Genomic DNA, 26,437 nt, shown 5'->3' with positions numbered 1-26,437 from the left:
AATGACAGATTTAAGCCACATCGACAAAAATAACAACCCGACAATGGTTGATGTCAGTGATAAAAGCGTTACTAAGCGTACTGCAATTGCAACCTGCACCGTTATTTTCCCTAATGAAATCAAAAGATATTTCCAAGGCGATGAATTAGTAACAAAGAAAGGACCGGTGTATCACACCGCAATTATTGCCGGAGTGATGGCTGCCAAGAAAACTCATGAATTGATTCCTTTTTGTCACTCACTAGCTATCGAAAAATGTAAAATCAACATCATCACTAACAGCGATGGAAATGCAGAAATCACTTGTGAGGTTTCATTGCATCATAAAACCGGTGTGGAAATGGAAGCACTGACCGGTGCCAGCGTTGCGGCATTAACCATTTATGATATGTGTAAGGCATTGTCACATGATATGGTCATTACTGAAACTAAACTGATTAAGAAAACCGGTGGAAAATCAGATATAACCTTATGAAAAATATAAAAGTTTTGTTTTTTGGAAAGCTCAAAGAAATTTGGGAAAATAATCATCTGGATTTAGAAACCGAAAGCAATAATATTGAAGAGCTATATATCGAATTGCTAAAATTCGCTTCATCAGAACCTTTCAAACCCAGTATTAAAGTTGCCATAAATGATGAATTCTGCGATTGGTCAACAGCGATTGAAGATGGTGATGAAATCGCCTTTTTGCCACCGGCTTCAGGAGGTTGAAGTGTTTCGTCTCAGCGAGAATCCAATCAACGATAGCGAATTAAAAAAGCAAGCTCTGGATGACGAATGCGGTGGATTTGTCTGTTTTGAAGGCTGGGTGAGAAATCACAATCAAGGCAAATCGGTATTAAAACTCGCTTATGAGGCCTACACAAAATTAGCTGAAAAAGAAGGTAATCAAATTATCCAAGAGGCTTTTGAAAAATTTTCCATCAAAAAAGCTCTCTGCACTCACCGAATCGGAACATTGGCTATCGGTGATATGGCTGTTTGGGTTGGCGTTTCCGCCGCACACCGTGATGCCGCCTTCAAAGCATGTCGATACATACTTGACGAAGTCAAATCCAGAGTTCCCATCTGGAAAAATGAACACTGGACCGATGGTGAGTCCGGTTGGGTGGAACAGGAATAACGATATTAACCTTGCAGTATTATATCCTCCATCAGTTTAATTTTATTTATTCCGACAAGACATTAGAATGATGGTTTAGTCATTCTAAGTCGAATACTGATAACACAGTATAAAGGTGAATAAACTTAAACCTTTCATCAATATATCAATAAATTAGGGAAGCCACTAAATTCTCATCTCTGCGTTATAGCTTTTATCAATGGAGTGACCATTCATTGCAAGCTAAGCCTTGATATGTGAATTTATTGACTTCCTGATGAGAGGAATTATACTGCAAGATTAATATTCAAAAGAGAAAATCATGCCGGCAATTGGTTTAGCACTCATTATACAAGTCGCTCTCGCCATTCATGTGGTTAAAACTCAAAGAGAAATGTACTGGATTTATATCATCATGTTTATTCCGGTCATCGGCTCGGCAATTTATGTTTTCACACAAATTCTCCCTGAATTGCAACAATCCAGAACCGTTCACAATGCCACCAACAGTTTGATTAAAGCCATTGATCCACAACGTGAACTCCGCAAAAGAAAAGAACAACTGCAAATTGCCAACACTCTGGAAAACAAACTCAAATTAGCTGACGAATGCTATGAAGCGAAAATGTTCGATGATGCCATCGAACTTTACCAGTCCTGCCTCAAAGGCGTGGGTGAAGGTGATCCGAATATCATGCTTAAACTGGCTTTTGCTTTTTTTGGCAAAGAGCAATTCCAAAACTCTCTGCAAACATTGGATGATTTGATTGAAATGAATCCTAATTTCACCTCACCAGACGGACATTTGCTCTATGCCCGAAACCACGAAATGTTAAAAAATCACGATAAAGCACTCGAAGAATACGCCGTTGTTTCAGACAATTATCCCGGAGAAGAAGGTCGTGTGCGTTATGCACTTTTACTTATCGAAAAGAATCAAATAGAAAAAGCCAAGCAAGTCCTTCAAGATTCCATACAACGCAGTAAACTGGCACCCAAATTTTACCAAAAGAAAGAAAGATACTGGACCAATCTGGCAAAATCTACTTTAAATAAACTGCCATAATTTTTTAAAAACGAACTTTGCCATGACCAAGCTCACCAGAGTCAGAAAAAAAGATTTAGGATTAGGCGAATTGATTGCCATCGCTCTGGGCGGAATGGTCGGTGGCGGTATCTTTTCAATTCTGGGAATAGCCACTGAAAATATCGGCAATGCCACACCAATCGCCATTTTGATTGGCGGACTTTTGGCATTATTAGCTGCCTATTCCTATGTCAAACTGGCTTTACTTTATCAAGATGAGGGTGCAACCTATTCATTTTTCAAGAAATCTTTCCCCAAAAACACTCTGGCAGCTTCTATCATTGGCTGGCTGATTGTCTTTGGATATATCAGCACTTTAGCACTTTATGCTTTCACGTTCTCATCCTATTTTTGCAGTCAGATTGAATTCTTCCATACAGAAATCTGGCAAAAAATAATTGCCGCTGCCATCATATCTTTTTTCGCAATCATCAATCTCGTCAGCGTCAAAGGTATGGGAAAGCTGGAAGACTTACTCGTTTATACCAAAATTGTGATTTTGTTATTTATCTCCGGCTTGCTTGCAGGAAAAGGAGATTTTCACAACCTCGTACCCATATTTGAAAGTCAAACGACATTAATACAAATTCTTATCGTTTCTTCAATCACCTTCGTCGCATATGAGGGATTTCAATTGGTGATTCACGCCTATAACGAAATGGAAAACCCGCAGAAAAACATCCCGCGAGCCATTTATTCGGCAATATTCATAGCAACAATTCTTTATGTAGCCCTAGCGATTTCCACTCTGGCGACCATTCCCAAAGAAATCATCATCAGCGATAAAGAGTACGCACTAGCGGCGGGTGCAGCGACTTATTTAGGTAAATTCGGACAATTTATTGTGATATTTGGAGCTTTACTGGCGACATCGAGTGCTATCAGCGGAACTCTGTTTGGAGCCTCGCGTCTTATGGCTGTGATTGCCAACGACGGATATTTTCCCAAACCGCTGGGGCAAAAAATAAAAACATACATTCCCTACAAAGCCATTATCACCATGAGTGCTTTGGCATTCCTATTACTGGCAACCGGCGGACTGCAAATCATCCTTGAATTCGGTAGCATCACTTTTATCATCGTCTCCGCCATCATGGCTTATACCAACTTCAAAAAACGCCACGAAACAGGTTCGTCATTAATTTTAACAATTACTGCAATGCTAGGACTTGTTATCGCCGGATTGCTGATTATTTACTTTGAATTCACCGAAAACAGAGAACAATTCCAATATATCTTAACGATTTATTTCTTACTCGGGATTGGTGCTTTGGTTTATTCGAGGAGAGGGAATAATTCTTAATGTTACTTTGCTGCCACCCAACAAAGTAACAAAGAGAGAATTGTTGGAAAAATCCAACATAAAAATTTTATAATTTTAAACTCCTCCGCTGTTTAAAAAACTCCTTCAACAATTGCGAACATTCATCCTGTAAAACTCCGCCTTGATACTCAACTCTGTGATTGTGATACGGTTTATCGAAACAATCATCTCGTGAGTTAATGACGCCGGTTTTTTGATCAAAGGCTCCAAATACCAACCTTGAAATACGAGCATGAACCATTGCTCCGGCACACATCATACAAGGTTCTAAGGTCACGTACATAGTGGTATCAACAAGCCGATAATTACCAATGTTTGAACCGGCATTTCGCAATGCCATCACTTCTGCGTGTGCGGAACTATCATTCAGGGTAATGACTTGATTGTAGCCAGTTGCAATCAAGTCGTTATTTTTTACAATAACCGCACCGACCGGAACTTCACCAATACTTTCAGCTTTTAACGCTTGTTCGATGGCTTTTGACATCCAGAATTCATCGGAGTTAACCTCATACACGAGATTTTCTCCATTGTTTGAAAGCGATTGATAAAAATACTAATGGAATAACAATCATCAGCAAAATACTCAATGCCAATAGTTGAGTTTGGGTGAGATAAAGCTGGGTGTCATTGTTCACTGTGATTGGTAAATTTAAGCGGTTATCATTGTCGGTGAGCCAATCTATGATTCGTAATATCATCGCTTTATTTGCAGCTACATTGATCAATTGGTTACTAATAAAATCTACATCACCGCTAATAACAGCCCGCGAGCCATCATACTGTCGTGCTAGAAACAAGAACTTTCCTTTTTCGGTCTGAAGCAAATTGTTCCATTGCTCAGACATAATTTCACGAATACCTGCCAAATATACAGGTTGATTGAAGTTTTCAGTTATCGGGTGTTTTCCAAATTGGCTGACGACATCTGAATACGGTTTGTCATCATTTAGGATTTCTTCACCACTTAAAATATCAAAAGCGAGTTCTAAATTATCCTGGTTTTCTACAAAAGTATCTGTCAACCACCAAATACTCACACCTGTCTTCATTTGTGACAATATCCATCCAGTCATTTCATCACTTAGTGTATCGGTTGGTGCGGGAAAAATAATCAACTTCACCTGCTCAGGCAATTGCACATCCGGATTCAAAGGCATTCGAGCGACTTGCAACCCAGTTTTTTTCAGGTATATCAACAAGTTCGATAAGCCGGATGGAGTTTCATCATCAATTTTCGACATTCCAAAACCTTCAGCAAAAACAATCCATTGATTGGATGGATTCAATAAATGCAGAATCGAATTGATCACTGCACTTTCAGAGAGTTCAGTGATATTTACTGACTTTTTATTCTCTGAATTTTTCAAAGATAAAACCATTTCCCCTTGCATGGAAACGGCATTCAATCTGACTTGATCGGGGTTTTCTGTCGGATTGATGAACTGATAACTAATTTCCGAATTAACTCTTTGAAATCGCTTAAAAAAATCACTTATCTTATCAGCTAAAGCTGATGATTTATCGGTATAGATATCAATTTGTATCGCTTTTTCACCTTTGAGTGTTTGCAAAATTTTAATGGTTTGTTGATTCAAAGCATGACTGTCATCCAATACAACTGAAAACTGCTGACTGCTTTTTTCCAGATAAATAAATAGAACTGACAAAACTATCATCAGAACAACCAACAAAGAATATTTTTTTGTAATTTGCGTATTCATCAATTCAGCAAATACCGACGGTGATTAATTCTTATCGAAGCTGCAAATAAAAAAATCACGATACCGGAAAGAAAATACATGATTGAGGAATACGGTAAAACTACACTCATAAAATTTTGCAAATGATAATTTGGCGAAAATGACTGCAACCAATTTTTTCCCCAGGATGCATCCAAAACCGATAATGACATTCCCCATAATCCGAAAAATACCAAAATATTTAACAAAATTGCAAAACCGGAATTATTCACCCAAGTTGAAATCATTACGCCCAAAGCGGACAACCAGCATACAAATAGAATCAAACCCAATAGAGCTGTTATGACCAGTTTCATCTGTAAATCGACAAGAATGATTAAAGCAAACATTGCAATAAAAGCTGGTAACAAAAACAAAAAAACAATCACAATTCCAGCCAGATATTTTTGCAAAGTCAGATTCCATTCGGTTTTGGCAATTGAAAAAATCAAAAACCAGCCGTTATGTTGTTGCAATCGGGCAAAACTCAATCCTGAAATGATAGCGACTATAATCATTGAAATTTTTGCCTGCGAGGAAATAACGGGAAAAACCACACCTTGAACAACTGTAGGAGCATCACTCATGCCGGCAAATTTTACCTGAATCAAAGAAAAAAGCTCGATTGCCATCAGAAAAATCCAGGCACTGATAAATGCTGAAATAGATAGAATTAACCAAATCAATGGCGAACGAAAAAAATGTCGCAATTCCAGTTGATACAAACTCATTCTGCAAACTCCAAATCTTTGGTGTGTTGCATATATAGTTGCTCCAAGTTGATTGTTTTCTCTGCATTCATATCCAGATTATCCAGTATTTTTCCTTCTTGCAAAATAATCACTCTGTCGCTGATAAGTTGTGCTTCTGCCAAATAATGTGTGGAGACCAAAACCAAACAATTTTTCTTTAACTCATTGATAATATTTCGAAATTTAACCATTGAATGCGGATCAAGACCATTTAACGGTTCATCCATGATAATCAGTTGAGGACGACTGATAATTGCTTGAGCCAGATTCAATCGCTGGCGATAACCAAGCGACAAATGCTGGCAGCGTTTATTCAAAACTGATTTTAACTGACATAATTGTAAAACTTCATTAACTGACTGAGATAAATCAGCAACTTGTCTGATATTTGCCATTAACTTCAATTGCTCTAAAACTGTTAATTCCGGTGCAATAAAAGCCGTTTCCGGCATATAGCCAATATGCGATAAATAATGATTTCTGTTCTTTTCAGGAGTGATTCCGTTAAATTCGACAGAACCATTTTGTGCATAAAGCATCGCCGCGCAAACTTTCAATAAAGTCGACTTCCCTGCTCCATTTGGTCCTAAAAGACAAACTGCCTGAGCTCCTTGAAGATGTAAATTAATATCATTGAGGATTTTAATTTTCCTCAATGAGTAATTTAATGACTCGATTATTAAATCAGGTTTCATGTGTGCATTATAGTATGGAAAGAATCTAAGGGAATGGAAATATTGACAAAAAAATGTTCTAATTAATCCTTTGTGTTTAGAAAACATCAATGCTGCAAATACCGCTGAGCTTTAAAGGTCCAAAGGATTTAATCAGTCGTTACTTCTCGGAAGAAACGGTATTTTCAGCATTCCGTTTGCTTTTACAGAATCATTTGCAGAATAGACAACACAAGCAAGCTATCGAGCTGATAAGTGCGGAAATTTCTGACCAAGTCAATATATTTAGTGTCTCAATTACATGGCCGCTGGATATTCGGCTGGATGTCCCCATCGGGAACTGTAACTGTAAAAACCCCAAACCATGTGTGCATATTTGTGCTTTATTATTGGATTCCAAAGCCCGTTTGGATAAAATTCCACCTTTTACCGGACAATTACAAGCCAATCGCAACATTCAACAAACTCTGCTTAACTGGATTGGAAAGCAACACCATGATCCTTATCCCAACATGGCTCGGCATCGAATGATTTATGTTTTGGATTGTGATGAAAATGAAGAAACATTCACCTTATCTCTGCACAAAGCCTATTTAACCAAAGAAGATAAGTACATCAAAAAATCATCGCTTGATAGTTCGGTAGCTGACAAAAAACCTTTAGCAAAGTTTATCACATTAACCGATCAAGTGATTCTCAAACAACTCAATAAACAATTTCCGCAAATACAACCTTTATTTGATTTAACTCAATTGAGAAATAATGATTTATTGCAGAATATATTCCAATCCGGTCGTTGTTTCTGGAAAAACTGTTATCGACCGCCTTTGAATTTTGAAGAGACTGAACAAGTCAGCAAAGAAATGTTGAAAATTTCGAATCAATTTTATATTGCCATCTATCAAAATACTGTTTTCCAATTCCAACAAAATCAGCAAACTCAAAGAACCAGCCAAATCATTGATACTAAAAAAGAAATTATTCCAAAGTTGTCAATACAAACGGTCGAAATTCATCACAACCTTCTCACAAATCTACATCACGAAACAAACATTGCTAAAGTGACATTTTTGCAAAATCAAAAGGAATTTTCTTTTCAAGATTTATCTGATGGAAAAATTCATGCTGATGTCAATCTCCTTGAAATGATGGCTCGACATTTAAGGCAAATAGAGAAACTCGATTCAATGTATGCCCATTTTGAGCTCATTTTATTGAAGGAATTTCATATTAATGACCGTTATCTTGATGTGGATTTCAGAGAATTTGTTCTTTTACTGGTTGCTTTAAAACATGAAGGTTGGCAGATTGAAATTCACAAGAGCTTTAAATTGAAGCAGGTCAAAGCAAATAATTGGTATGCCAACGTCACTTCACAAGATAAACAAAGCAACTGGTTTGACTTGGAGCTAGGGGTTATGATTGATGGCCAACAAGTCAATATCTTGCCGTTTTTGGTAAAAGCGATAAAAACAGGTAAGTTTGATATAAATGATCACAGCGATTTAAGCATTAAACTGGAGGATGGCACAAATATTGGTATTCAACACCATGCTGTGAGACAAATTTTATCGACCTTAACTGAGCTTTATGACGAAAAATCACTCAATAAAAATAATCGTTTACAGTTTTCCTCGAATCAAATCATTCGTTTAAGCCAAGTTCAAAAAAGTCTGGAACAAAATTCAGAAACACCACTTCAATGGTCTGATGAGTTTGATTTTTCCTCGAAATCAGAAAACCTTTCAAAAATCAATCAGTTGCAGGATATTAATCCTCCGGAAAATCTGAAGGCTAGTTTAAGACATTATCAACTGAATGGAATTTCATGGTTACAATTTTTGCGAGAAAATGAATTGGGTGGAATTCTTGCAGATGATATGGGCTTGGGAAAAACCATTCAGGTATTAGCTCATTTGCTACATGAAAAAAATCATAAACGATTAAAAAAACCATGCTTGATAATAGTTCCGACTAGTTTGTTGAGCAACTGGCAGGATGAAATCAATAAGTTCACACCTCAACTCAACACAATCACTCTTTCGGGAACAAATCGTCATAAATTTCTCAAGAACATCGAACAGTATGACATTGTCATCACAAGTTACGGAACGTTTAACCGCGATGTCAAAAAGCTAAAAGAATACAATTTTTATTATTTAATCCTTGATGAAGCACAAACCATCAAGAACTCAAAAACACAAATTGCAAAAGCGGTTTCTGCGATTTCATCTGACCACCGATTGTGTCTGACAGGAACACCCATCGAAAATCACCTGGGCGAACTTTGGTCCTTGTTTAATTTCTTGATGCCCGGTTTTTTAGGGTCGTTAAAACAGTTTGAAACTATTTATAAAATCCCTATCGAAAAGCAAAGTGATACTGACAGACAAGCTGACTTAAGAAAACGTGTGGAAGTTTTCATGTTACGAAGAACAAAACAACAAGTTGCCAAAGAGCTTCCTGCGAAGACTGAAATTATCCAAATGATTTCGTTGCTTGAAGAGCAAACCAATCTTTATGAATCCGTCAGATTGAGTATGTCTGATGCGATAAGGAAAGCTGTAAATCAGTCAAATAATTCCAATAAGCTCTTGATTAGCAATGCCCTGCTCCGTCTTCGCCAAATTTGTTGTCACCCAAAGTTGTTAAATATTGACAATATAACCAATGAATCTGCAAAACTAAGATGGCTGGAAACTGTATTGCCGAATATGATTGAAGAAGGCAGGAAAATTCTGCTGTTCTCATCTTTTACCAAAATGCTAAGAATCATTAAAGATTTCCTTGATGAACTCAAGATTTCATCGTTAACCTTGACTGGCTCTACTCCGTCGAACAAACGCGGACAATTGATTGAAGAATTTCAAAAAGGAAACACAGATGTTTTTCTGATTAGTCTCAAAGCCGGTGGAGCCGGTATTAATTTAACTCGTGCAGATACCGTTATTCATTTTGATCCCTGGTGGAATCCCGCAGCTGAATCTCAGGCAAGCGACCGAAGTCATCGAATTGGACAAAAGAATAATGTGTTTGTCTATAAACTCATTAGCAAGGGAACAGTTGAAGAAAAAATTCACAATTTACAGAAACAAAAAAATGCCCTTTCTCAAAGTATCTTCGATCAAAAGGGCAATATTTCGCAAATTCTCAATGATGCCAACTGGCAAGAGTTATTCAAACCAATTGAATGAGTTTTTTATGGAGTTTCAAATCCATTTTCAAAGATTAAATCTCTAGCCCAGTCGCCTATTGGATAATAAACAGGACCACCTGATTTACAATTCAAACTCAAATTGGCAATATCATTCACTGCTGTTCTATACCAGAAAACCACATCTTCTCCGGCCAATGCTTCACCATTGACCAATGCGCTTTCATCCATGCCACAGTTCCCTATATTGTTAAAACCCGGTGTATCAGAATATTCCGGTATTCCTAATCCTGGTACGATTTTGTATTTTGTCACCATCACATCAACATTATGAAAGCCGGCTCCACTAGGATCTGTTCCAACCAGATAGTCTTCAGCAGTTGGTTCTATGCGATAACCTCTACCTGAAACGCTATCAATCACACTCCATGTTTGAGTAGGTCTTTGAACTCTAAAATCAAAAAATTCCGTGTTTTGCACTGTATCATTGATATACACTTCATCATTTTCCGGACCATCAATATCAAAATTAACACGCCAGTACGCATGATGCCAATGTGTAATTCCATCATTTGTTCCATCGCTGTTTCCAAATCCAAATCGTGGTTGTATTCTGCCATCTAGATAAAAAGTATAACGTGATGAATATTTATACCATGCCGCAGAGTGATTGGTTGTTAAAACCATATGATCGGAATATTTTTCAACCTGAACGCCTTGGAAACAATCGGCAGCACTACCAATATTAGCTCCATTTGGATAATTCGGGTCATTAACATCCTTAAACGGACAATTATAAACCGGGAGTGTTTGACTGGTTGAAACATCGCAAGTTGTAAAAGCGGGTCGGGTTGGATTCTCTTCCTGATCTGCTTTTAAAAAATCCGAATTGGTGTTTTTCCAATCCCTGTAACAAGTTGATGAGTTGTATTTAGCAAATAACATTGGAATATGCGATTTTTCCATGACTAAATGCCCATTGTAATGAACATCTCGAATTTCTAGACTTGAGCCTTGAGCAGCAGAAGAATCCGATGGTTTGAGATAGCACATCTCCCAGACCGGATTATTCGTCGGCCAACTCACCTTGTTTTCTCCTGGCCCAGTACAAGCCGGTGATTGAGCCATAATCTGACCACTGATAAACAATAAAGTTACCCCCATAATTTTCTTCATTTATTTCACACCTCTTTTTTTACCATTTACCCAAGCCTCTTTATCCATATCAAAGTCCGGATAAACCACAGTTGAATCTGACAATCTTACTATTGAATGTGCCAAAATTGCAACTTTATCTGTCGATGCGAACACATGTACACAACGATTTCCGGCACTGCACTCCGAATCATCCTGAAAATTAAAACCTCCGTGTAAAATAATTTGCATATCTGTCTCTGCAAAATGATTCTTAACAGTCTCATTATTCTTGAACAAATCAAATGCCACCATCAGCTCTTCACGCGTTACCATGCCATCAATATCAGCACTCCAAGCCTCACCTATTTTGTTATCATTATCATCAAATGTATAAATGAAACCTTGCTTTTTCGCATAGTCATAGCCTTGTTCAAATGTTCTGTATGCCATTCCTTCATCGGTTTTTACCCTGTCCGTCCAACGATTGACTGTAACTCGTAGTATTTCACCATTCTCATTATGAGAAATTTCAATAGCCTCGTTGGGTAAATCAGCCGGATATGTGACTCTAAAATCCTCAGCAGATATTGCGACTGAAGTAAAAAATGTTAAGCAAAATAGTATATTATTCATAATTATTCCGAAATAATTTCAAGTTGACTGGTTACCATATCTACCGGAGCTGATTTACCATTGTTTTCCCAAAGGGTTTTCATAAACGCTCCTCGGCTTTGATTGGCAGGTCCGGTTGTTTGGGATCTGTTACACAAAGTATTTTCAGAAGGTGTTGTACTATTGCTGTCAAGAAAATCAATGTATTCCTTACTGGTTGTTTGGTATTTTAATGTAGCTTCAACAGTTAAAGGATAAACCGCTCCTCCGGGAATCGTAAATGTATAACCGGTAACATCATAATTAACTAATGTGGAAGAATCACCCGGTGTTGTCGGATATGTAATTCCAACCGGTCTAATTTCTACATCACTTCCTCCTCTGAACCCAAGCGGTGGTATTCTTGTATCTTTGGCAACACAATTATTCAACACGAAGTGAAAAAGCTCTTCACCGGCATTATCAGTCACACAAGTATTTGACTGACTATTCCAGATTCCGGGTTTGGTTTCATAAATTTTTATATCAGCATCTTGTGTCAAAACAGCAGTTACTTCATCATAAGCACCGCTTTCATAAATATCTGTCCCTACATTATCAGTCACTTTGACATTGAGCCACATTCTGCGACCTTCGGGATAGCCGGTTGGCAATTTATGCCCCGTGAGATTTGTAACTTTAACATTAATTGTTGCTTGATTTGGAGCTTGAGAAACCAAATTTGTTTCTATGAGCGCACTTTTATTTTGCAGCATATTTAACGCCGCATCTGTTGTTCGGTCAAAAGCGGCTTCTCTGTCAACATTTAAGTCAGGAAAGTTCAAGTCTGCTCCATAAGTATCCTTTAATACCTGAGGCATCCAACTGTTGCCTCCGGCAAACTCATGAATTTTTAGATTATCAACACGACTTCCTTGGCTTGTATACCAACTAGCTCTTGTTCCAGGGTGTGAAGAATTTGGCATGTGACAATCTTGGCAATTTTGCCCCTGAACCAAGTTGGGGTAGGTACTAATCGTATCTCCGCCAAAACCGTCAGTGTATATTAAATCAGAGAATAAACTGGATTTCCATTCTGCATAAGTTCTTTCAACCGGCATTGCCAAACCGGTATCGACTCCCGCCTCATCAATTAATGTCTTAGCATAAGACAAACTCCCACCGACCGAAATTTCAGGTGAGGAGACATTATGACAAGTACCACAAAACTCACCCCCCCTCAAAAATTGCGAATATTTCCATGGATGAACAGCAATTAAAGGAGGATTATATGGTCCTTTTCGACATGGACCAAAGCTAGGACTATCAGGATTATCGCAGTTACTATCATTCAACCAAATATTGGAATTTTTTACTAATAAATCCTCGCCATTTGGTCCTTGAGGGTCTATTCGGTGGCAGAAATGGCAATTGACACCTTGATAATCATTATTCTCCAGATCGCGGTTTTGATTTACTGTTCCGCTTAATTCACATCCATTGGCATAATCCATACTGCCTAAACCATTTTTGGTATTACCATTATAAAACCCCATCGGGGAATGACAACGAATACAAAAATCTCCAACTCCCGGAACATCCTGATTGGCAATATCAACCGCCGCCCAAAACAACGGATCGCGGGTTGAATTTGCCATCATTGAACCCCACCAGGTTGCCGAAGGTGAATAATTTACATCTTCTGGAGTACTCAAATGTACGCCATGACATTCTGCACAACTTTCAGCTGAGTCAACTTGAAAAGTAGTTAAACCATTCGGATATCCGAATGGCTGAGTCCCATGAGGCGTAAAATCAGTAACCGTACCTTTCGCCGAATTTAGATTTTTCAGATATTTTTCCAACTCCGGAAGATTCGGATTTGCTTGAACACAACTATAAAATAATACGAATACGAGCAGTTTTTTCATTGATTAATAATATACACACTTAAGCCCGACAATGTAACATAATAATTGTTAATTTCAAATCAGTCATTCGCAATCCTGACATTTTCATGATAAAGTACGCGGCTTATTTTAATAGCCGTCAAATTTTTAATATGTCTGAAATGCAAAAAAGACGCACTTTTGCTATTATTTCACATCCCGATGCCGGTAAAACGACCATTACCGAGAAGATATTATTATTTGGTGGAGCCATTAATGTCGCCGGTGCCGTTAAATCCAGCAAGACATCCAAAGCAGCTACCTCGGACTGGATGGAAATGGAGCAGGAACGTGGAATTTCCGTAACCTCTTCAATCATGCAGTTTCCATATAAAGGCAAAACCATCAATCTGCTGGATACTCCGGGACACGCTGACTTTTCAGAAGATACCTACAGAACACTTACAGCTGTGGATTCAGCTTTAATGGTGATAGATTGTGCTAAAGGTGTTGAGGAAAGAACCATTAAACTGATGGAAGTTTGTCGCTTACGCACGACTCCAATTTTCACATTTATCAACAAACTCGACCGAGAAGGTCGTGACCCTATCGAATTGATGGATGAAGTTGAGGATATATTAAAAATTCAGTGTGCGCCGATTACATGGCCTATTGGCATGGGTAAAAGGCTCAAGGGTGTTTATCATTTTATTAATGATGAAATTTTGTTATACGAATCCGGTAAAAATTACGAAAAACAACAAGCTGAAATCATTAAAGGTCTAGATAATCCGCAATTGGATGAAGCCTTAGGCGGTGATGCCGAAGATTTACGGGAAGAAATTGAACTGGTCAAAGGTGCAAGTCACGAATTTGATATTGATGCTTATTTAAAAGGAGAAATGACACCGGTATTCTTTGGTTCAGCGATTAACAACTTCGGAGTTGAACCCCTTTTGGATGCTTTTTCAGAGCATGCACCCGCTCCGCAACCGCGGGAAACTGAAACCCGAACTGTACAACCGGATGAAGATAAATTCAGCGGATTTGTTTTTAAGATACAGGCTAACATGGACCCTAAACACAGAGATCGGATTGCCTTTATGCGTATCTGTTCAGGAACATTTACTCAAGGAATGAAACTTAAACAAGTCCGCACACAAAAAGACGTTAAAATTCCTAACGCACTCACCTTTCTGGCAGAACAAAGAGAACATTTGGAACACGCATACACCGGAGATATTATCGGTATTCATAATCATGGAACAATTAGCATCGGTGATACTTTCACTATGGGTGAAGATTTGCAATTTACAGGTATTCCCAGTTTTGCACCGGAGCTGTTCCGTAGGGCTCGTTTAAAAGATCCTCTAAAACTCAAAGCCTTACAAAAAGGTTTAGCACAGTTATCGGAGGAAGGTGCAACGCAGTTTTTCAAACCAATGATGACTAACGACTTGATATTAGGTGCTATCGGTGTCCTCCAATTTGAAGTGGTTGCCTATCGACTATTACATGAATACAATGTTGAAGCTGTGTTTGAAAATATCAGCGTCGCAACAGCAAGATGGATTAGTTGTAATGACAACAAACAATTGACAGCTTTTAAAAACAAGGCAGTCGCAAATTTAGCCGAAGATGCTCATGGAAATTTGGTTTATATCGCTCCAACTTATGTTAATTTACAATTAACCGAAGAAAGATTTCCGGATATTCAGTTCCATAAAACGACTGAGGGTTTGAATATCGCCCGCAAAAAGTAACAGCAAAGAGAATTAAAATGAATCAACAAAAATTATTACCTGAGAATAGCGAATTATTGGTTAAACACGAACAAATTCAGCAATCTATCAGTGAACTCGCCGAACAACTCAACAATGATTATGACGGAAAAGAAGTTGTCTATCTGACTGTTATGAACGGCGGAATGATTTTTGCCACCGACCTTGCCAAAAAGCTCGATTTAAACATGGAGATGGACTATGTTCAGGTAAGCCGTTACGGAACTGAAACCACGGGTGGTCAACTCATTTGGAAACATCAATGCGAAATTAATCTGGAAGACAAACATGTTTTGCTGATTGATGATATTTTTGATGAAGGTTATACATTAATGGCTGTTCACGAATGGTGTGAAAAACAAAAAGCAAAATCTGTTAAGTCCGTTGTTCTTGTCAGTAAAAATCACAATCGTGGTTACGCCGATTACAAAGTGGATTATTCAGGCTTTGAAGTTGAAGATTTATATATTTTTGGTTACGGTATGGATTACCAAGAAAAACTACGCCATTTGAATGATATTTATTATTTGAAACTTTAATTCGAGTTAAAAATATTCTGACTCAGAGTAATCCATCAAAAATGGATAATGGTTATTTCTTTTTGGGTTTCTTGCGAATATAAATAATCTTTTCAACTTGAGCGACAACTTCGTTGTCTTCATCTTTCACTTCAACTTTGAATTGTGGAAGATATTTATCACCATTTTTTGTGTTTTCGAGAATACCTTCAATCACAGAATCATTAATGTGAAACTCGGCCGTCACCTTTCCATGGCCGGGTTTGACAAAGTCAATGCAAGCATGTTTATCCCAAACATAATAATCCCGGCCTAAAATATTACTGAGTAAAAGCACATAAAAAGGATCGGTCATGGCAAATAAACTTCCGCCAAAATGTGTGCCAAAAGCATTTCGGTTCAATCGTTTCAGCGATAAACTCACCCGGGCATATTTCCAGTCTTTACTTATTGCCTCAACTTTAATGCCTGCTCCCCAATAAGGTGAAAAAATCCTTAATGCCCATTTGAGTTTTGTTGGTGTCCATTTCATTAGTTATCTCTCAAACAATTATAAAGTCTAATCATTATCACTCTTGCTCGTAAATATAAAAAACTACTCCGGAATCAATCATCTTTTAATTAAAAATTACTCGATTCAGTAATTCGCTTTCAACAGGCGGTCAAGGAAGACCTCCCAGTCGATAAACTTTCGGAAACCTAAAATATTGATTGCAGGAATTCCGCTTCCTTCAATCAGATAGTAACGATTATCATCAGTTTTGGATTTTTTTAATCCGGTCATTTCACAAATCGAATTCCGAAGTTTACACCCTATTCCCAATCTTTTGTATTTAAAACTATCAAAGAATCGTAAAAAACTCCTCGAAACAGCACCTTGAATGCCGCCAATACTGGAAATATTATCAATCGCTCTTTGTGAAATCGTCTGTTTGATTTTCTTTGACTCGACGGACTCAACATAAGCCTCAAGCCGATCCGGCTTCCAGTTGGTAATACGCAAACCATTAACATAACCTTTAACAAGCCCTGTGATTTCACCAAAATCGAATGTGCTGGTAATTTGCTGTAAGTTCAAGTCTTTAAAATTAACATCAGCGGCAATCACCGGAGCGATTCCAAATAAACGCTCCATTGATAAATTCGCAACGGTAATTTCTCCATCAAATGCTTGAAGTTCCAGCAAACCATCAAATGTAATGGTGTTTTCAACTTTCTTTAAACCGGGAATATTTCCTGAAATTGAACCTTTCATAATTGGCCAACCCATTTTTTCAGTAATTAATTCCAATGAAATTGGCTCAACTTCACCATCAAAATCAATGCTAATTAAAGGGTTAAATATTTTTTCCAGCTTCAACCTATTGATGACAATATTTCCGTCAAAAACAGGAATCACCGTATTCTCATCAAGAATGATATTTTCATCATTTGCCACAAATCCAATTTCAGAAGTTTTTATCGGCATTCCTGCAAGAAGTAAATCATCCCAACGGAGTATGGACCTGTGACTTGGGTTATTTCTTTGCCAATGGAGTGTGCCATTCAGATTATTTCCCTCGACTTTTTTCCTCTCCATTGCAATGTATGTTTCAATAATTTCCGCATGGAAACTTTCAGGCTGCCCATTCATAAACTCAACTCTGCCATTGGACTGACCTTCGATTCGCAAACTTTTAACACCCAAAATCTCCATATAAGACTTAAGAAATACATTATAAAATTTCTCTAATTTTTTGATTTTATAATCAATTTCAAAATTATTAAATGTAAAATCCGTAGAGTGAAAACCGAGTGAAACAGCATCCGGAATTGTGATATTTGATTGAAAATCATCGATATTCAAAGACGAACCGAAGGTAATTTGATTCGACATTTGAATACCTTGCTTGGCAAAAGCCAGATAAACATCACCAAATAAGGCCTCACCATCGAGTAAGTCCGTATCTGAACCAATGACAATTTTGTTATTATTAATCTGAATATTTGCCTGACCAACCAATGAACAATCAGCTAAGACATTGTTGCCATCTTCGGATTCCCAGGAAAAACCCTCAAATTGATACTGCCCATTTAATTGAATGTTATTTGAAAAATCCAACTCCAATTGAGATGAAATATTTGCTGAAATAGATTTGAACTCATCCGGCATTAATGAAGTTGGTAATGACTTAAAAAGATTCTCAGCTGAGATATTTTTCATTTCAATGCCTAAAATACTTTCAAGTTTGGAGTCATAATGAAATAGCAAAGTATTATCTTGATTGCTTAAATCAAAAACATAATGATTTCTTAGAAAATCCAGCTCAGAATTTATATTAAACTTTAGAATATTCTCCTGAAACTCCAACTCAATACTTCCGTCAGTGCATTGATGTACAGGATAAACCTGATTATTATTTTTACATTTATAAGAAATGTTTTTAACTTCATCATCAAGGCTTGGAATATAGATTGCATCCGCAGAGATTAATAGATTTTCGCCTGCTGTATTTATCACACTCAAATTACGAAATTGCCAATCTTTCGCCAATGAGCTAGGACTGACAGATATTAGCATCAGTAAAATAGTGGTGATTTTGGCTAAGAACGGCATGCTTGAATTTTAAAATATATATCGGTACAATCTATTCAAATTGTATATTAATTTACAGGGAAAGGTAATTACTTATGAAAAAAAGCCCTCGAGTTTTAGTCGTGGATGACAATCAAATCAACCGTCAGTATTTTTCCATGGCTCTAAAAAAAATTGATTGCGATGTTTTTATTGCTGAAAATGCCGCTTCTGCGATTGAACTAGCAACTTCAGAAAATTTTGACTTAATTCTTATGGATATTCGGATGCCGACCATGAGTGGAGATGTTGCTGCCAAAGAAATAAAAACACTTCAAAATCATAAAAATACACCAATTGTTTCAACATCAGCAGAAGTTAGTCAAGAAACGCAAGCACCTGTTTTCTCAGATTTTCTGTTAAAACCAATTTCACCACAGCAACTTAAAGATTGTGTGGAAAAATATTGTAGTCATGTCTTAATGGATTCTGAGATTAATGTTTTCAATCGTCAGCAAGCGATGAAGTTTTGCTACAATGACGAATCGATTTTAGAAAAACTAATTGAAATGTTTCTCGCTGAACTTCCTGAAAAATTCAAACTGTTGGAATCATCAATATATTCTGAAAACTTCAAGGAAAGTTCCGATATTATCCATAAACTCAGAGGCTCTTGCCGAACTTGTGCTGCAAATGAACTTGATTCAAAACTTGAAGAATTGTCTGAAACCATAAAAACGGAAGATACTGAAATGATTGGCGAAAAATTCAAAATGGCGAAACAAGCACAACAAAGATGCATGTCATTGCTATCGGAAAAGTAGCAAACTGACCAATGCAATTGCTGAGACAATTACAACTGCAATGATATGATTTCCTGACTTCGTCGGACTATTTTCCTTTTTTGCTTGCTTGGATAAGGTTTCTAACAACTCCATGTCTTTCTCAGAAAGATCATGATATTTAGTTTGGTTGATTAGCTGTGGGTCAGACACTGTGACACCGGCAAACTTATCTTTTTTGGGTTTCTGTGTATCTTCGTTACTCAATTCGTTCATTAGTTCTGTCAGAACTTCTTCATTCTGCATGTGACCTGTCACATTGTTCAAATGACGAACAACATTGGGTTGAGTCACACTATCACTATTTTCAGAGTTTTCATGGCTCAAAATAGTAATCAAGGTGATGTTATCCTTTCCATCATTATTAACAGCCGATTGAACCAGGTTTTCAGTTAATTTTTGCAAATCTTTGGTTCGCTTGATTTTTGAGAAGATTGTTTCTTCCGGAACCATATCATACAAACCATCTGAACAAATCAATAACATCTGGTTCTTTTCAAGTGTTCCGTGGTTGCAATGAACCTCTATTTTCTTACGCTCGATACCCAATGCTTGAGAAATAATATGTCTGTCTGGATGTGTTTCAACCTCTTGCAAAGATAAATGACCGCTTTCGATTAGCAATTCGACATAAGAATCGTCTTTGGTCAATAATTTGATATTTTCATCCCAAAGATAAACCCGAGTGTCTCCGACCCAGGCAACTTCGTATTGATTTCCGGTAAACTTTACAGCTGCAACAGTTGTTGCCATGCCTTGTTTACTACGATTGTATTTCTTTTCGGTAATTAAAAAATTATGGGCTGCCATTAGGGAATTTTTCAAAGAATTTCCTGATTTAACACTATCGTGGATCACTTCGCAGGCTAACCGGGATGCCACTTCTCCCTTATCAAGTCCTCCGACTCCATCTGCAACCACATACAGCCCCAATTGCTCATCTACGAGGTATGAATCCTCATTAATTTTTCTTTGTCCAATATGTGTGGAAACGAAACTACTTAACACTCTAACTCACATCCCAGATTGGTTTTCCTAAAATCCCAGAGAGTATTTCTGCATCAGTTTGAATTTGGGCATAGTTCCCGTGATCAACCAGATGAAAACGACTGCTATCTTCCAATACTAAATTGATTTCATAACTACTGTATGAACCATTTTTGGATCGAACCCTTTCAGAAATAATTTGAATTGCATGAACTTCGTTAAAGTAAATAACTCTCTGTTTATCTTGCTGATTTCCGGCTAGTTTGGGTTGATTTTTGCCTTTCCAAATCAGTCCCATTGATGAATCAAAATAGATAGGCGTTCCCATTGTTCGGTATAAAAAGAACGAGGCTACTGTAAAAATCAAACCGACAAAAAGAAAAAACAGTGCAACAACTTCGCCTGAAAGCAAAGCAATCAGACCACCAATTGAAACTCCTGTCCCTATAACGCCAAACAATCCGGTAAACAAAATTCCCCCTTTGGAAAGTTGGAATGCATATTGGCTCGGAGACTTTTGTTTCAGAATATTGGTTTTAAAATTAGCACCACCGGATTTCATCGGAATCCATTCAACTTTCTCTGTCATTGGGTCGTTAAAACGACTTAAATCCATTCGCGCAATCTGCGCTTGTTGCATTTCGCGAATTTTGGCTTCCAGCTTTTGCTTTAATTTATCAAACATGTAAACCCTACTATGTCCTTATTAGTTATTCTTGATCTTTATTGAAGTCATCCAGATATTGCTCAAGCAATTTTCCGGCGACATTGATTAAATCATGGTCTGTGACGATTCCAACCAGTTTATTTTTATCGACAACCGGCAAACATCCGAGTTTGTTTTCCCGCATTAAACGAATCGCATCCACCGTGAGCATTCCGGGTGGTGCGGTGATTGGATTTTGTTTCATTACATCTTTAACTGCCGCCGGTTCACTTGAGTTAGAGCGCCCTCTGGCAACCTCTCGGAGAATGGCTCTGTGAGAAATCAAGCCGATAATTTGTCCCTCATCATCTTCAACAGGAACATGGCGAACATGTTTCCAGTCCATAATACTGGCTGCTAAATCCAGTAAATCATCAGGACGAACTGTAAATAATTCCTCTGTCATAAACTGCCCCAATCGCATAAAAGTGGCACGCCAATCCAGTTCTTGAGTCGCTCTGGCAAGTTCCCACTTATGAACCGGTTCGTCTGTTTTTTGATTAACTATCATTTCTGAAGTAATAAATCTTACTTTTTCATCCGCTAAAATAGCGGGATCCATTTCGGTAATTGATTTAATGGCCCATTTGGCTCCGGTCATTTTTGACTTTGTGCGTTCTTCAATCACACCTAGATAACGATCAATATCCTGCTGATCTAAACCTTCTTGCAATAAACCGTCTTCAGCGATTGGAAGCAATTCATCAAGAATTAAATCCGAAGCGGTAATCACTTTATGATCTAACCAGTGAAATTTAGCTTCCAAACCAATTCTACAAGAATTTAAGAAGTTGTTGGCAACATCTGAAAACCTCAAAACTTTGGTAATATCTTCGTATTTATTCGACATCCCCACCATCAATCCGGTGAAAAACGCCGCATTGGCAACTTCATCAATAACGCTTGGACCGGATGGTAACACACGGTTTTCAATACGAAGATGGGGAACATTATCAACAACACCATAGCAAGGTCTGTTCCAACGATAAACGGTTCCGTTGTGCAGCATCAAAGCCCGAAGTTTTGGTGTGATGCCTTTTTCCAGCATGCCGACCGGATCTTCATCAAAATCAGCGGTTAACACCACAGGAAAACGAGATACATCTTCCCTGAAAATATCAGTCACGGTATTGACCCATTCACGCCCAAAATGCACTCTCGGCAACATTCCCCTTTGTTGCAAAGTATCTGAGCGCGTATCTACTGAGTTTTGGAAAACTGCAATTCTAGATTCATGCCATAAACGATAATGATGAATGAGGCCTGAGTTGACTGAGGTGGACATCACAGGAGCAGTAATCGCCTGAGCAATATTGTACTTGTGAACAAAATCATCACTGCTGACTTGCATGTGTACCTGAAAACTGGTGTTTAATGCTTCCAGCATAAAACTATCATGAGTAACAGATAATTCATCTATCCCTCTGATATTTAAACGAAAATTTGTACCTTTGAGATTTTTTAATGTTTCGTTCAACTCAAAATAACGATCAATTGGAACCATATTGTCAAGTGTCAAATCCAATTGTCGAATCGTTGGCAAAATTCCGGTTAATACTATCTGAGCCCCGTGTTTTGATGCCGCTGTTCGAGCTATCAGCATCACCTCGTTGATTTCTTTTTCGAGTTCTCTGAAACAATTCCCCTTTAATTCATTAGGAGTTAAATTGGCCTCCATGTTAAATTTGCCAATTTCATAAGTGAAACGAGGATCAGTGATGTCTTTGAGAATTTCTACGGATTTACATGCTGGCGAATAGTTTCTATCAACCAGAACCATTTCCTGCTCGGCTCCGATTCGGGTGATTCCTGATTCAATCATTCCTTGATCAATCATCATTTCAAGTGCAGTCAAATCATTCAGCAAAGCACGCATAAATCTGCGATTATGCTTTTTGGAATGCTCAGTTGAGATGTTCATTTCACCCATAAGACCCTACCCTCTTTAATACAATTTATATACCCACGTCAGCAAACCGGACAACATTAACCAATTGATGATTACCAATGGAACACCTACTTTAACAAAATCAGAAAATTTATAACCTCCGGCATTCATCACCAACAAATTTGTTTGATAAGCCATAGGAGTAGCATAACTCATATTAGCCCCAAATAAAACTCCTAAAACAAATGGTTCCACAGGCATTCCCAGAGTTTGAGCAATACTGACCGCGATTGGTGTCCCAATAACAGCAGCAGCATTATTGGAGACAACATTTGTCATGACTGCCATAGAAAAAATTAAGATTGCCAATACAACACCCGGAGAGAAACCCGAAGTACTGGCAACAAACAGGCTTGCCAAATAGTCAGCTCCACCGGTTTGTATCAATGCGACACCCAATGCCAGAGAAGCAACAATGATAAAAATCACCTGCGCACTCAATGCTGCTGTGGCATCTTTCCATCTTAGACATCCGGTGATAATAAGCACCAAACATCCCACAACAGAACTGACAACAATAGGCAAAACGCCAAATGCTGCCAATCCAACAATTAATCCCATCACAGTTAATGCGATAGGTGCTTTTGAGGTATGTGGCAATTCTTCACCACCATCTAGCACCAGAAGTTCGCCGGTAGCTTTGACCTCACGAATTGCTTTTTGAGTTGCCTGAACCAACAATACATCACCCGGCATCAAAATGGTGTCCTCCACACCCTTAGAGCGTGCTTGTTTGGTTTTACCATGTGAGTGAACGGCTAATAAAGTCAGCCCATATTTAAAGTTCAAACGAGCATCTGCAATTCTGACTCGGTCGAGAGTAGAGCCTCGGGTAACTACAACTTCGGCAATACTCTGATCTCCGGCACTTAAGGGATGTTCTTCATCAACCTCATCTTTCCCGGCAAATAATTTACCACCAAGTTCGAGCTCATATTCCCTCAAATTATCAGATGTATCTTTTACCACCAATCGGTCGTTAGCTTTGACAATAACATCCGGCAATGTCGCAATGGATAAACTTCCGGAACGAATAATTCTTTCAATATTGATTTCACCACCGGCTTTTTCACGAATATTGGCAAGCGTGGCTCCATCAGCAAATCCACCCTCTTTGATTTCTATTTCAGCAGTAAAAACTCGGGGTGAAGTGTCTTGTAATGGTGGTGAGCGGTCGGGAACCATTCTCGGAACCAATAGCCATAAATACAAAATAGCTACAACACTGGTAATTGTTACGGGCATGATAAAATCAAACATTCCAAACTCAGGAACACCCAAATCCTCAGCAACCTTAACAACTAAAAGGTTTGTTGAAGTTCCTATTGTTGTTGCCATTCCTCCAAGCAATGTCGCCAGCCCCATCGGTAATAATGTACCGGAAGGAGAGCGTCCTGTGCGGAGGGCGACATTGACCAAAATTGGAAGTAACAAGACCACAATCGGTGTATTGTTGACAAAAGCACTGAGAATCGCACCTGTAAGCAAAGTCAAAAGCAAACTAAATGACGGACTTATCCTCCATAATTTGGCAAGCATTCGACCAATTGGCTCCATCGCACCGGTACGAACGAGCGCCTGACCCGCAACCATAAGCGCAGAAACCGCAATCAAAGCCGAGTTTCCAAAGCCTGCAAAAAATTCTTTGGTACTAAAAATACTTCCATCAGGCAACTGATAAGGGAACAGTTCAAAGCCGAGAATCAAAGCACATAAAATAAACAAACTAGAGGTTTGTAAAGGAATATTTTCTCTGGTAAACAGTATTAACGCCAACAATGTCAGCAATAAAACAGCCATAGTGTGTGGTTCAGGAGAACTCACAACAACAGTAGTATCAATCATTATTTAACGAACAAACCAGTGTATTTCTCAATTACTAAGTTTAGCATGAGTTCATAACTAAAATGAAATTTTAATTTTCAAATGCAAGGAATTGCTTTAGAATAATTCGGCAAAATATATATAAAAAATTGGGAGAAGAAAATTGGACATAGCAAAACCATGGTTGAAATCCTATCCGCCCGGAGTGCCGGAATTTATTGAAAGTGTGCCTTATAACTCAGTGGCAGAAATGCTTGAGGACGCCTGCAAAAAACATGCAGACCGAACGGCTTATGTCAATTTTGGTAAGAGAATAACTTACAAACAACTCGATGACATGAGCCAAAACCTGGCTGCCTATTTACAATCAAAACTTGAAAAAGGCACTGCTGTTTCAATCATGATGCCAAATGTCATGCAATACCCGGTAGCCGTTTTGGCAATTTTGCGTGCAGGAATGGTTGTGACAAATACGAATCCTTTATATACAGCCAGAGAGTTAAAGCACCAACTCAATGACTCTTCGGCAAAAGCAATCATCGTAATGGAAAATTTTGCCCATACCTTACAAGAGGTAATTGATGAAACACCTGTGAAAGAAGTGATCACAACTCAACTAGGTGACTTATTGGGTTTTAAAGGAAAAATCATGAACTTCATGGTTAAAAAAGTCAAAAAAATGGTTCCGCCATTTACTTTGAATAAAACCATTACATTCAATCAAGCAGTTTCAAAGGGCTCAACTCTCAACTTCACGCCTGTGAAAACCAATTTGGATGATTTGGCATTTTTGCAATATACCGGCGGTACGACCGGAGTTTCCAAAGGTGCAATGCTGACTAACAGCAATATGGTTTATAACGTGGAGCAAGTCAAAGCATGGAATCAAGGCAGTCTCAAAGAAGGCGAAGAAATTGTCATCACAGCTTTGCCACTTTATCACATTTTTGCTCTCAATGCGAATTGCCTGTTATTTGCGCAATATGGAGCTAAAAATATATTAATTACAAACCCGCGCGATATGCCGGGATTTGTAAAGGAATTAGCCAATCATAAATTTACTGCTTTAACCGGAGTGAATACTTTATTCAATGGATTATTGAACACTCGCGGATTTAAAGATTTGGATTTCAGTCGATTTCGATTTGCACTGGGCGGAGGTATGGCTGTACAAAAAGATACAGCAACACGTTGGAAAAAAACCACCGGCGTCACTCTTATCGAAGCCTATGGTTTAACAGAAACCTGTCCTGCAGCTTGTATGAACCCGGCAAATTTGAAAGACTTTAACGGAATGATAGGACTTCCAATTTCATCAACTGAATGTGACATCAGAGATGATGATGGCAACTCATTACCTGTTGGAGAATCCGGTGAACTTTGCATTCGTGGACCTCAGGTTATGAAAGGTTATCTGAATTGCCCTGAAGCGACTGCTGAAACCATTGATGAAAACGGCTGGCTGAAAACCGGCGATATTGCAGTCATGAATGAGGAAGGATATTTCAAAATTGTCGATCGGAAAAAAGACATGATTCTGGTTTCAGGATTTAATGTTTATCCGAACGAAATAGAAGATGCCGCTTGTTTACACCCTCACATTGTTGAATGTGCAGCGATTGGAATTGCCGATGAAAAATCAGGAGAAGTGGTAAAATTATTTGTCGTCGCCAGTACAGAAATTTCAGTCGATGATGTCATTTCCCATTGCCGTGAAAATCTAACAGGCTATAAAGTACCAAAACACGTTGAATTCCGCGATGAGTTACCTAAATCAAATGTCGGAAAAATTCTTCGTAAAGATTTGAGAGAATAAAATAAC

The 26,437-nt window shown here is 38.1% G+C and carries 23 protein-coding genes; 10 read left to right on the top strand and 13 right to left on the bottom strand.

Annotation, left to right across the window (positions count from 1 at the left end; translation table 11 throughout):
• Window position 1 precedes the first annotated feature (1 nt).
• From moaC to R3F25_04615, 5 genes are all read left to right on the top strand, one after another.
• Window positions 2-475 (top strand): cyclic pyranopterin monophosphate synthase MoaC, encoded by a 474-nt coding sequence (gene moaC, locus R3F25_04635; protein MEZ5496101.1) that lies wholly within the window; start codon window positions 2-4, stop codon window positions 473-475.
• Window positions 472-714 (top strand): MoaD/ThiS family protein, encoded by a 243-nt coding sequence (locus R3F25_04630; protein ID MEZ5496100.1) that lies wholly within the window; start codon window positions 472-474, stop codon window positions 712-714. The genes moaC and R3F25_04630 overlap by 4 nt, the downstream gene beginning before the upstream one ends.
• On the top strand, window positions 677-1,126 hold the full coding sequence (locus R3F25_04625; GenBank protein MEZ5496099.1) for a molybdenum cofactor biosynthesis protein MoaE: 450 nt from the start codon (window positions 677-679) through the stop codon (window positions 1,124-1,126). The genes R3F25_04630 and R3F25_04625 overlap by 38 nt, the downstream gene beginning before the upstream one ends.
• 301 nt (window positions 1,127-1,427) lie before the next feature.
• Entirely contained in the window at window positions 1,428-2,171 is a 744-nt protein-coding gene (locus tag R3F25_04620) for a tetratricopeptide repeat protein (protein ID MEZ5496098.1), read from the top strand.
• A 22-nt stretch (window positions 2,172-2,193) separates the two neighbouring features.
• Window positions 2,194-3,495, top strand: coding sequence for an APC family permease (locus R3F25_04615; GenBank protein ID MEZ5496097.1), 1,302 nt, complete (start codon window positions 2,194-2,196; stop codon window positions 3,493-3,495).
• A gap of 67 nt (window positions 3,496-3,562) precedes the next feature.
• On the opposite strand, the gene tadA is transcribed toward R3F25_04615, so the two are convergent.
• The 4 genes from tadA to R3F25_04595 are packed head-to-tail and all read right to left on the bottom strand — an operon-like array spanning window position 3,563 to window position 6,705.
• Window positions 3,563-4,033 carry a tRNA adenosine(34) deaminase TadA gene (tadA, locus tag R3F25_04610; protein MEZ5496096.1) on the bottom strand — a complete coding sequence of 157 codons (471 nt, stop codon included), beginning with the start codon at window positions 4,031-4,033 and terminating at the stop codon, window positions 3,563-3,565.
• Window positions 4,026-5,240 carry a Gldg family protein gene (locus R3F25_04605; protein MEZ5496095.1) on the bottom strand — a complete coding sequence of 405 codons (1,215 nt, stop codon included), beginning with the start codon at window positions 5,238-5,240 and terminating at the stop codon, window positions 4,026-4,028. Before R3F25_04605 ends, tadA begins: the two co-directional genes overlap by 8 nt.
• Entirely contained in the window at window positions 5,240-5,989 is a 750-nt protein-coding gene (locus tag R3F25_04600; protein MEZ5496094.1) for a hypothetical protein, read from the bottom strand. The genes R3F25_04605 and R3F25_04600 overlap by 1 nt, the downstream gene beginning before the upstream one ends.
• Window positions 5,986-6,705: an ABC transporter ATP-binding protein gene (locus tag R3F25_04595; protein MEZ5496093.1), complete on the bottom strand. Its 720-nt coding sequence runs from the start codon at window positions 6,703-6,705 to the stop codon at window positions 5,986-5,988. The genes R3F25_04600 and R3F25_04595 overlap by 4 nt, the downstream gene beginning before the upstream one ends.
• Window positions 6,706-6,794: 89 nt before the next feature.
• Between R3F25_04595 and R3F25_04590 the strand changes: the two genes are divergently transcribed.
• Window positions 6,795-9,878, top strand: coding sequence for a DEAD/DEAH box helicase (locus tag R3F25_04590; GenBank protein ID MEZ5496092.1), 3,084 nt, complete (start codon window positions 6,795-6,797; stop codon window positions 9,876-9,878).
• A gap of 5 nt (window positions 9,879-9,883) precedes the next feature.
• Here the strand turns inward: R3F25_04590 and R3F25_04585 are convergent, their stop codons facing one another.
• The 3 genes from R3F25_04585 to R3F25_04575 are packed head-to-tail and all read right to left on the bottom strand — an operon-like array spanning window position 9,884 to window position 13,497.
• Complete coding sequence (locus R3F25_04585; GenBank protein MEZ5496091.1) at window positions 9,884-11,014, bottom strand: hypothetical protein; 1,131 nt, start codon at window positions 11,012-11,014, stop codon at window positions 9,884-9,886.
• Window positions 11,015-11,608, bottom strand: a complete 594-nt coding sequence (locus R3F25_04580) for a hypothetical protein (GenBank protein MEZ5496090.1) — start codon at window positions 11,606-11,608, stop codon at window positions 11,015-11,017.
• 2 nt (window positions 11,609-11,610) lie between these two features.
• Window positions 11,611-13,497 (bottom strand): hypothetical protein, encoded by a 1,887-nt coding sequence (locus tag R3F25_04575; protein MEZ5496089.1) that lies wholly within the window; start codon window positions 13,495-13,497, stop codon window positions 11,611-11,613.
• Window positions 13,498-13,628: 131 nt separating this feature from the next.
• Here R3F25_04575 and R3F25_04570 point away from each other — a divergent pair, with 131 nt between their 5' ends.
• Complete coding sequence (locus R3F25_04570) at window positions 13,629-15,218, top strand: peptide chain release factor 3 (protein MEZ5496088.1); 1,590 nt, start codon at window positions 13,629-13,631, stop codon at window positions 15,216-15,218.
• Window positions 15,219-15,235: 17 nt separating this feature from the next.
• Window positions 15,236-15,775, top strand: a complete 540-nt coding sequence (locus R3F25_04565; GenBank protein ID MEZ5496087.1) for a hypoxanthine-guanine phosphoribosyltransferase — start codon at window positions 15,236-15,238, stop codon at window positions 15,773-15,775.
• 52 nt (window positions 15,776-15,827) lie between these two features.
• Here the strand turns inward: R3F25_04565 and R3F25_04560 are convergent, their stop codons facing one another.
• Complete coding sequence (locus R3F25_04560) at window positions 15,828-16,286, bottom strand: DUF4442 domain-containing protein (GenBank protein ID MEZ5496086.1); 459 nt, start codon at window positions 16,284-16,286, stop codon at window positions 15,828-15,830.
• A gap of 105 nt (window positions 16,287-16,391) precedes the next feature.
• Window positions 16,392-18,350 (bottom strand): hypothetical protein, encoded by a 1,959-nt coding sequence (locus R3F25_04555; protein ID MEZ5496085.1) that lies wholly within the window; start codon window positions 18,348-18,350, stop codon window positions 16,392-16,394.
• Window positions 18,351-18,424: 74 nt separating this feature from the next.
• Here R3F25_04555 and R3F25_04550 point away from each other — a divergent pair, with 74 nt between their 5' ends.
• A complete protein-coding gene (locus R3F25_04550) occupies window positions 18,425-19,132 on the top strand; it encodes a response regulator (protein ID MEZ5496084.1) in 708 nt (235 codons plus the stop codon).
• Here the strand turns inward: R3F25_04550 and R3F25_04545 are convergent.
• The 4 genes from R3F25_04545 to R3F25_04530 are packed head-to-tail and all read right to left on the bottom strand — an operon-like array spanning window position 19,118 to window position 24,636.
• Window positions 19,118-20,158 carry a PP2C family serine/threonine-protein phosphatase gene (locus tag R3F25_04545; GenBank protein ID MEZ5496083.1) on the bottom strand — a complete coding sequence of 347 codons (1,041 nt, stop codon included), beginning with the start codon at window positions 20,156-20,158 and terminating at the stop codon, window positions 19,118-19,120. The genes R3F25_04550 and R3F25_04545 overlap by 15 nt on opposite strands.
• 1 nt (window position 20,159) lies before the next feature.
• The gene (locus R3F25_04540; protein MEZ5496082.1) at window positions 20,160-20,822 is read right to left on the bottom strand and encodes a hypothetical protein; all 663 of its coding nucleotides are present in this window, start codon (window positions 20,820-20,822) and stop codon (window positions 20,160-20,162) included.
• Between the two features lie 25 nt (window positions 20,823-20,847).
• The gene (locus R3F25_04535; GenBank protein MEZ5496081.1) at window positions 20,848-22,764 is read right to left on the bottom strand and encodes a CBS domain-containing protein; all 1,917 of its coding nucleotides are present in this window, start codon (window positions 22,762-22,764) and stop codon (window positions 20,848-20,850) included.
• 24 nt (window positions 22,765-22,788) lie between these two features.
• Window positions 22,789-24,636, bottom strand: coding sequence for an SLC13 family permease (locus tag R3F25_04530; GenBank protein ID MEZ5496080.1), 1,848 nt, complete (start codon window positions 24,634-24,636; stop codon window positions 22,789-22,791).
• Between the two features lie 142 nt (window positions 24,637-24,778).
• Here R3F25_04530 and R3F25_04525 point away from each other — a divergent pair, with 142 nt between their 5' ends.
• Window positions 24,779-26,431: an AMP-binding protein gene (locus R3F25_04525; protein ID MEZ5496079.1), complete on the top strand. Its 1,653-nt coding sequence runs from the start codon at window positions 24,779-24,781 to the stop codon at window positions 26,429-26,431.
• The last annotated feature ends 6 nt before the right edge of the window (window positions 26,432-26,437 follow it).

This window comes from Gammaproteobacteria bacterium, assembly GCA_041395445.1.
GTDB lineage: Bacteria > Pseudomonadota > Gammaproteobacteria > Xanthomonadales > Marinicellaceae > NORP309.
Note: the sequence above shows the minus strand (reverse complement) of the source record. Positions and strands in the feature narration are given on the sequence as shown.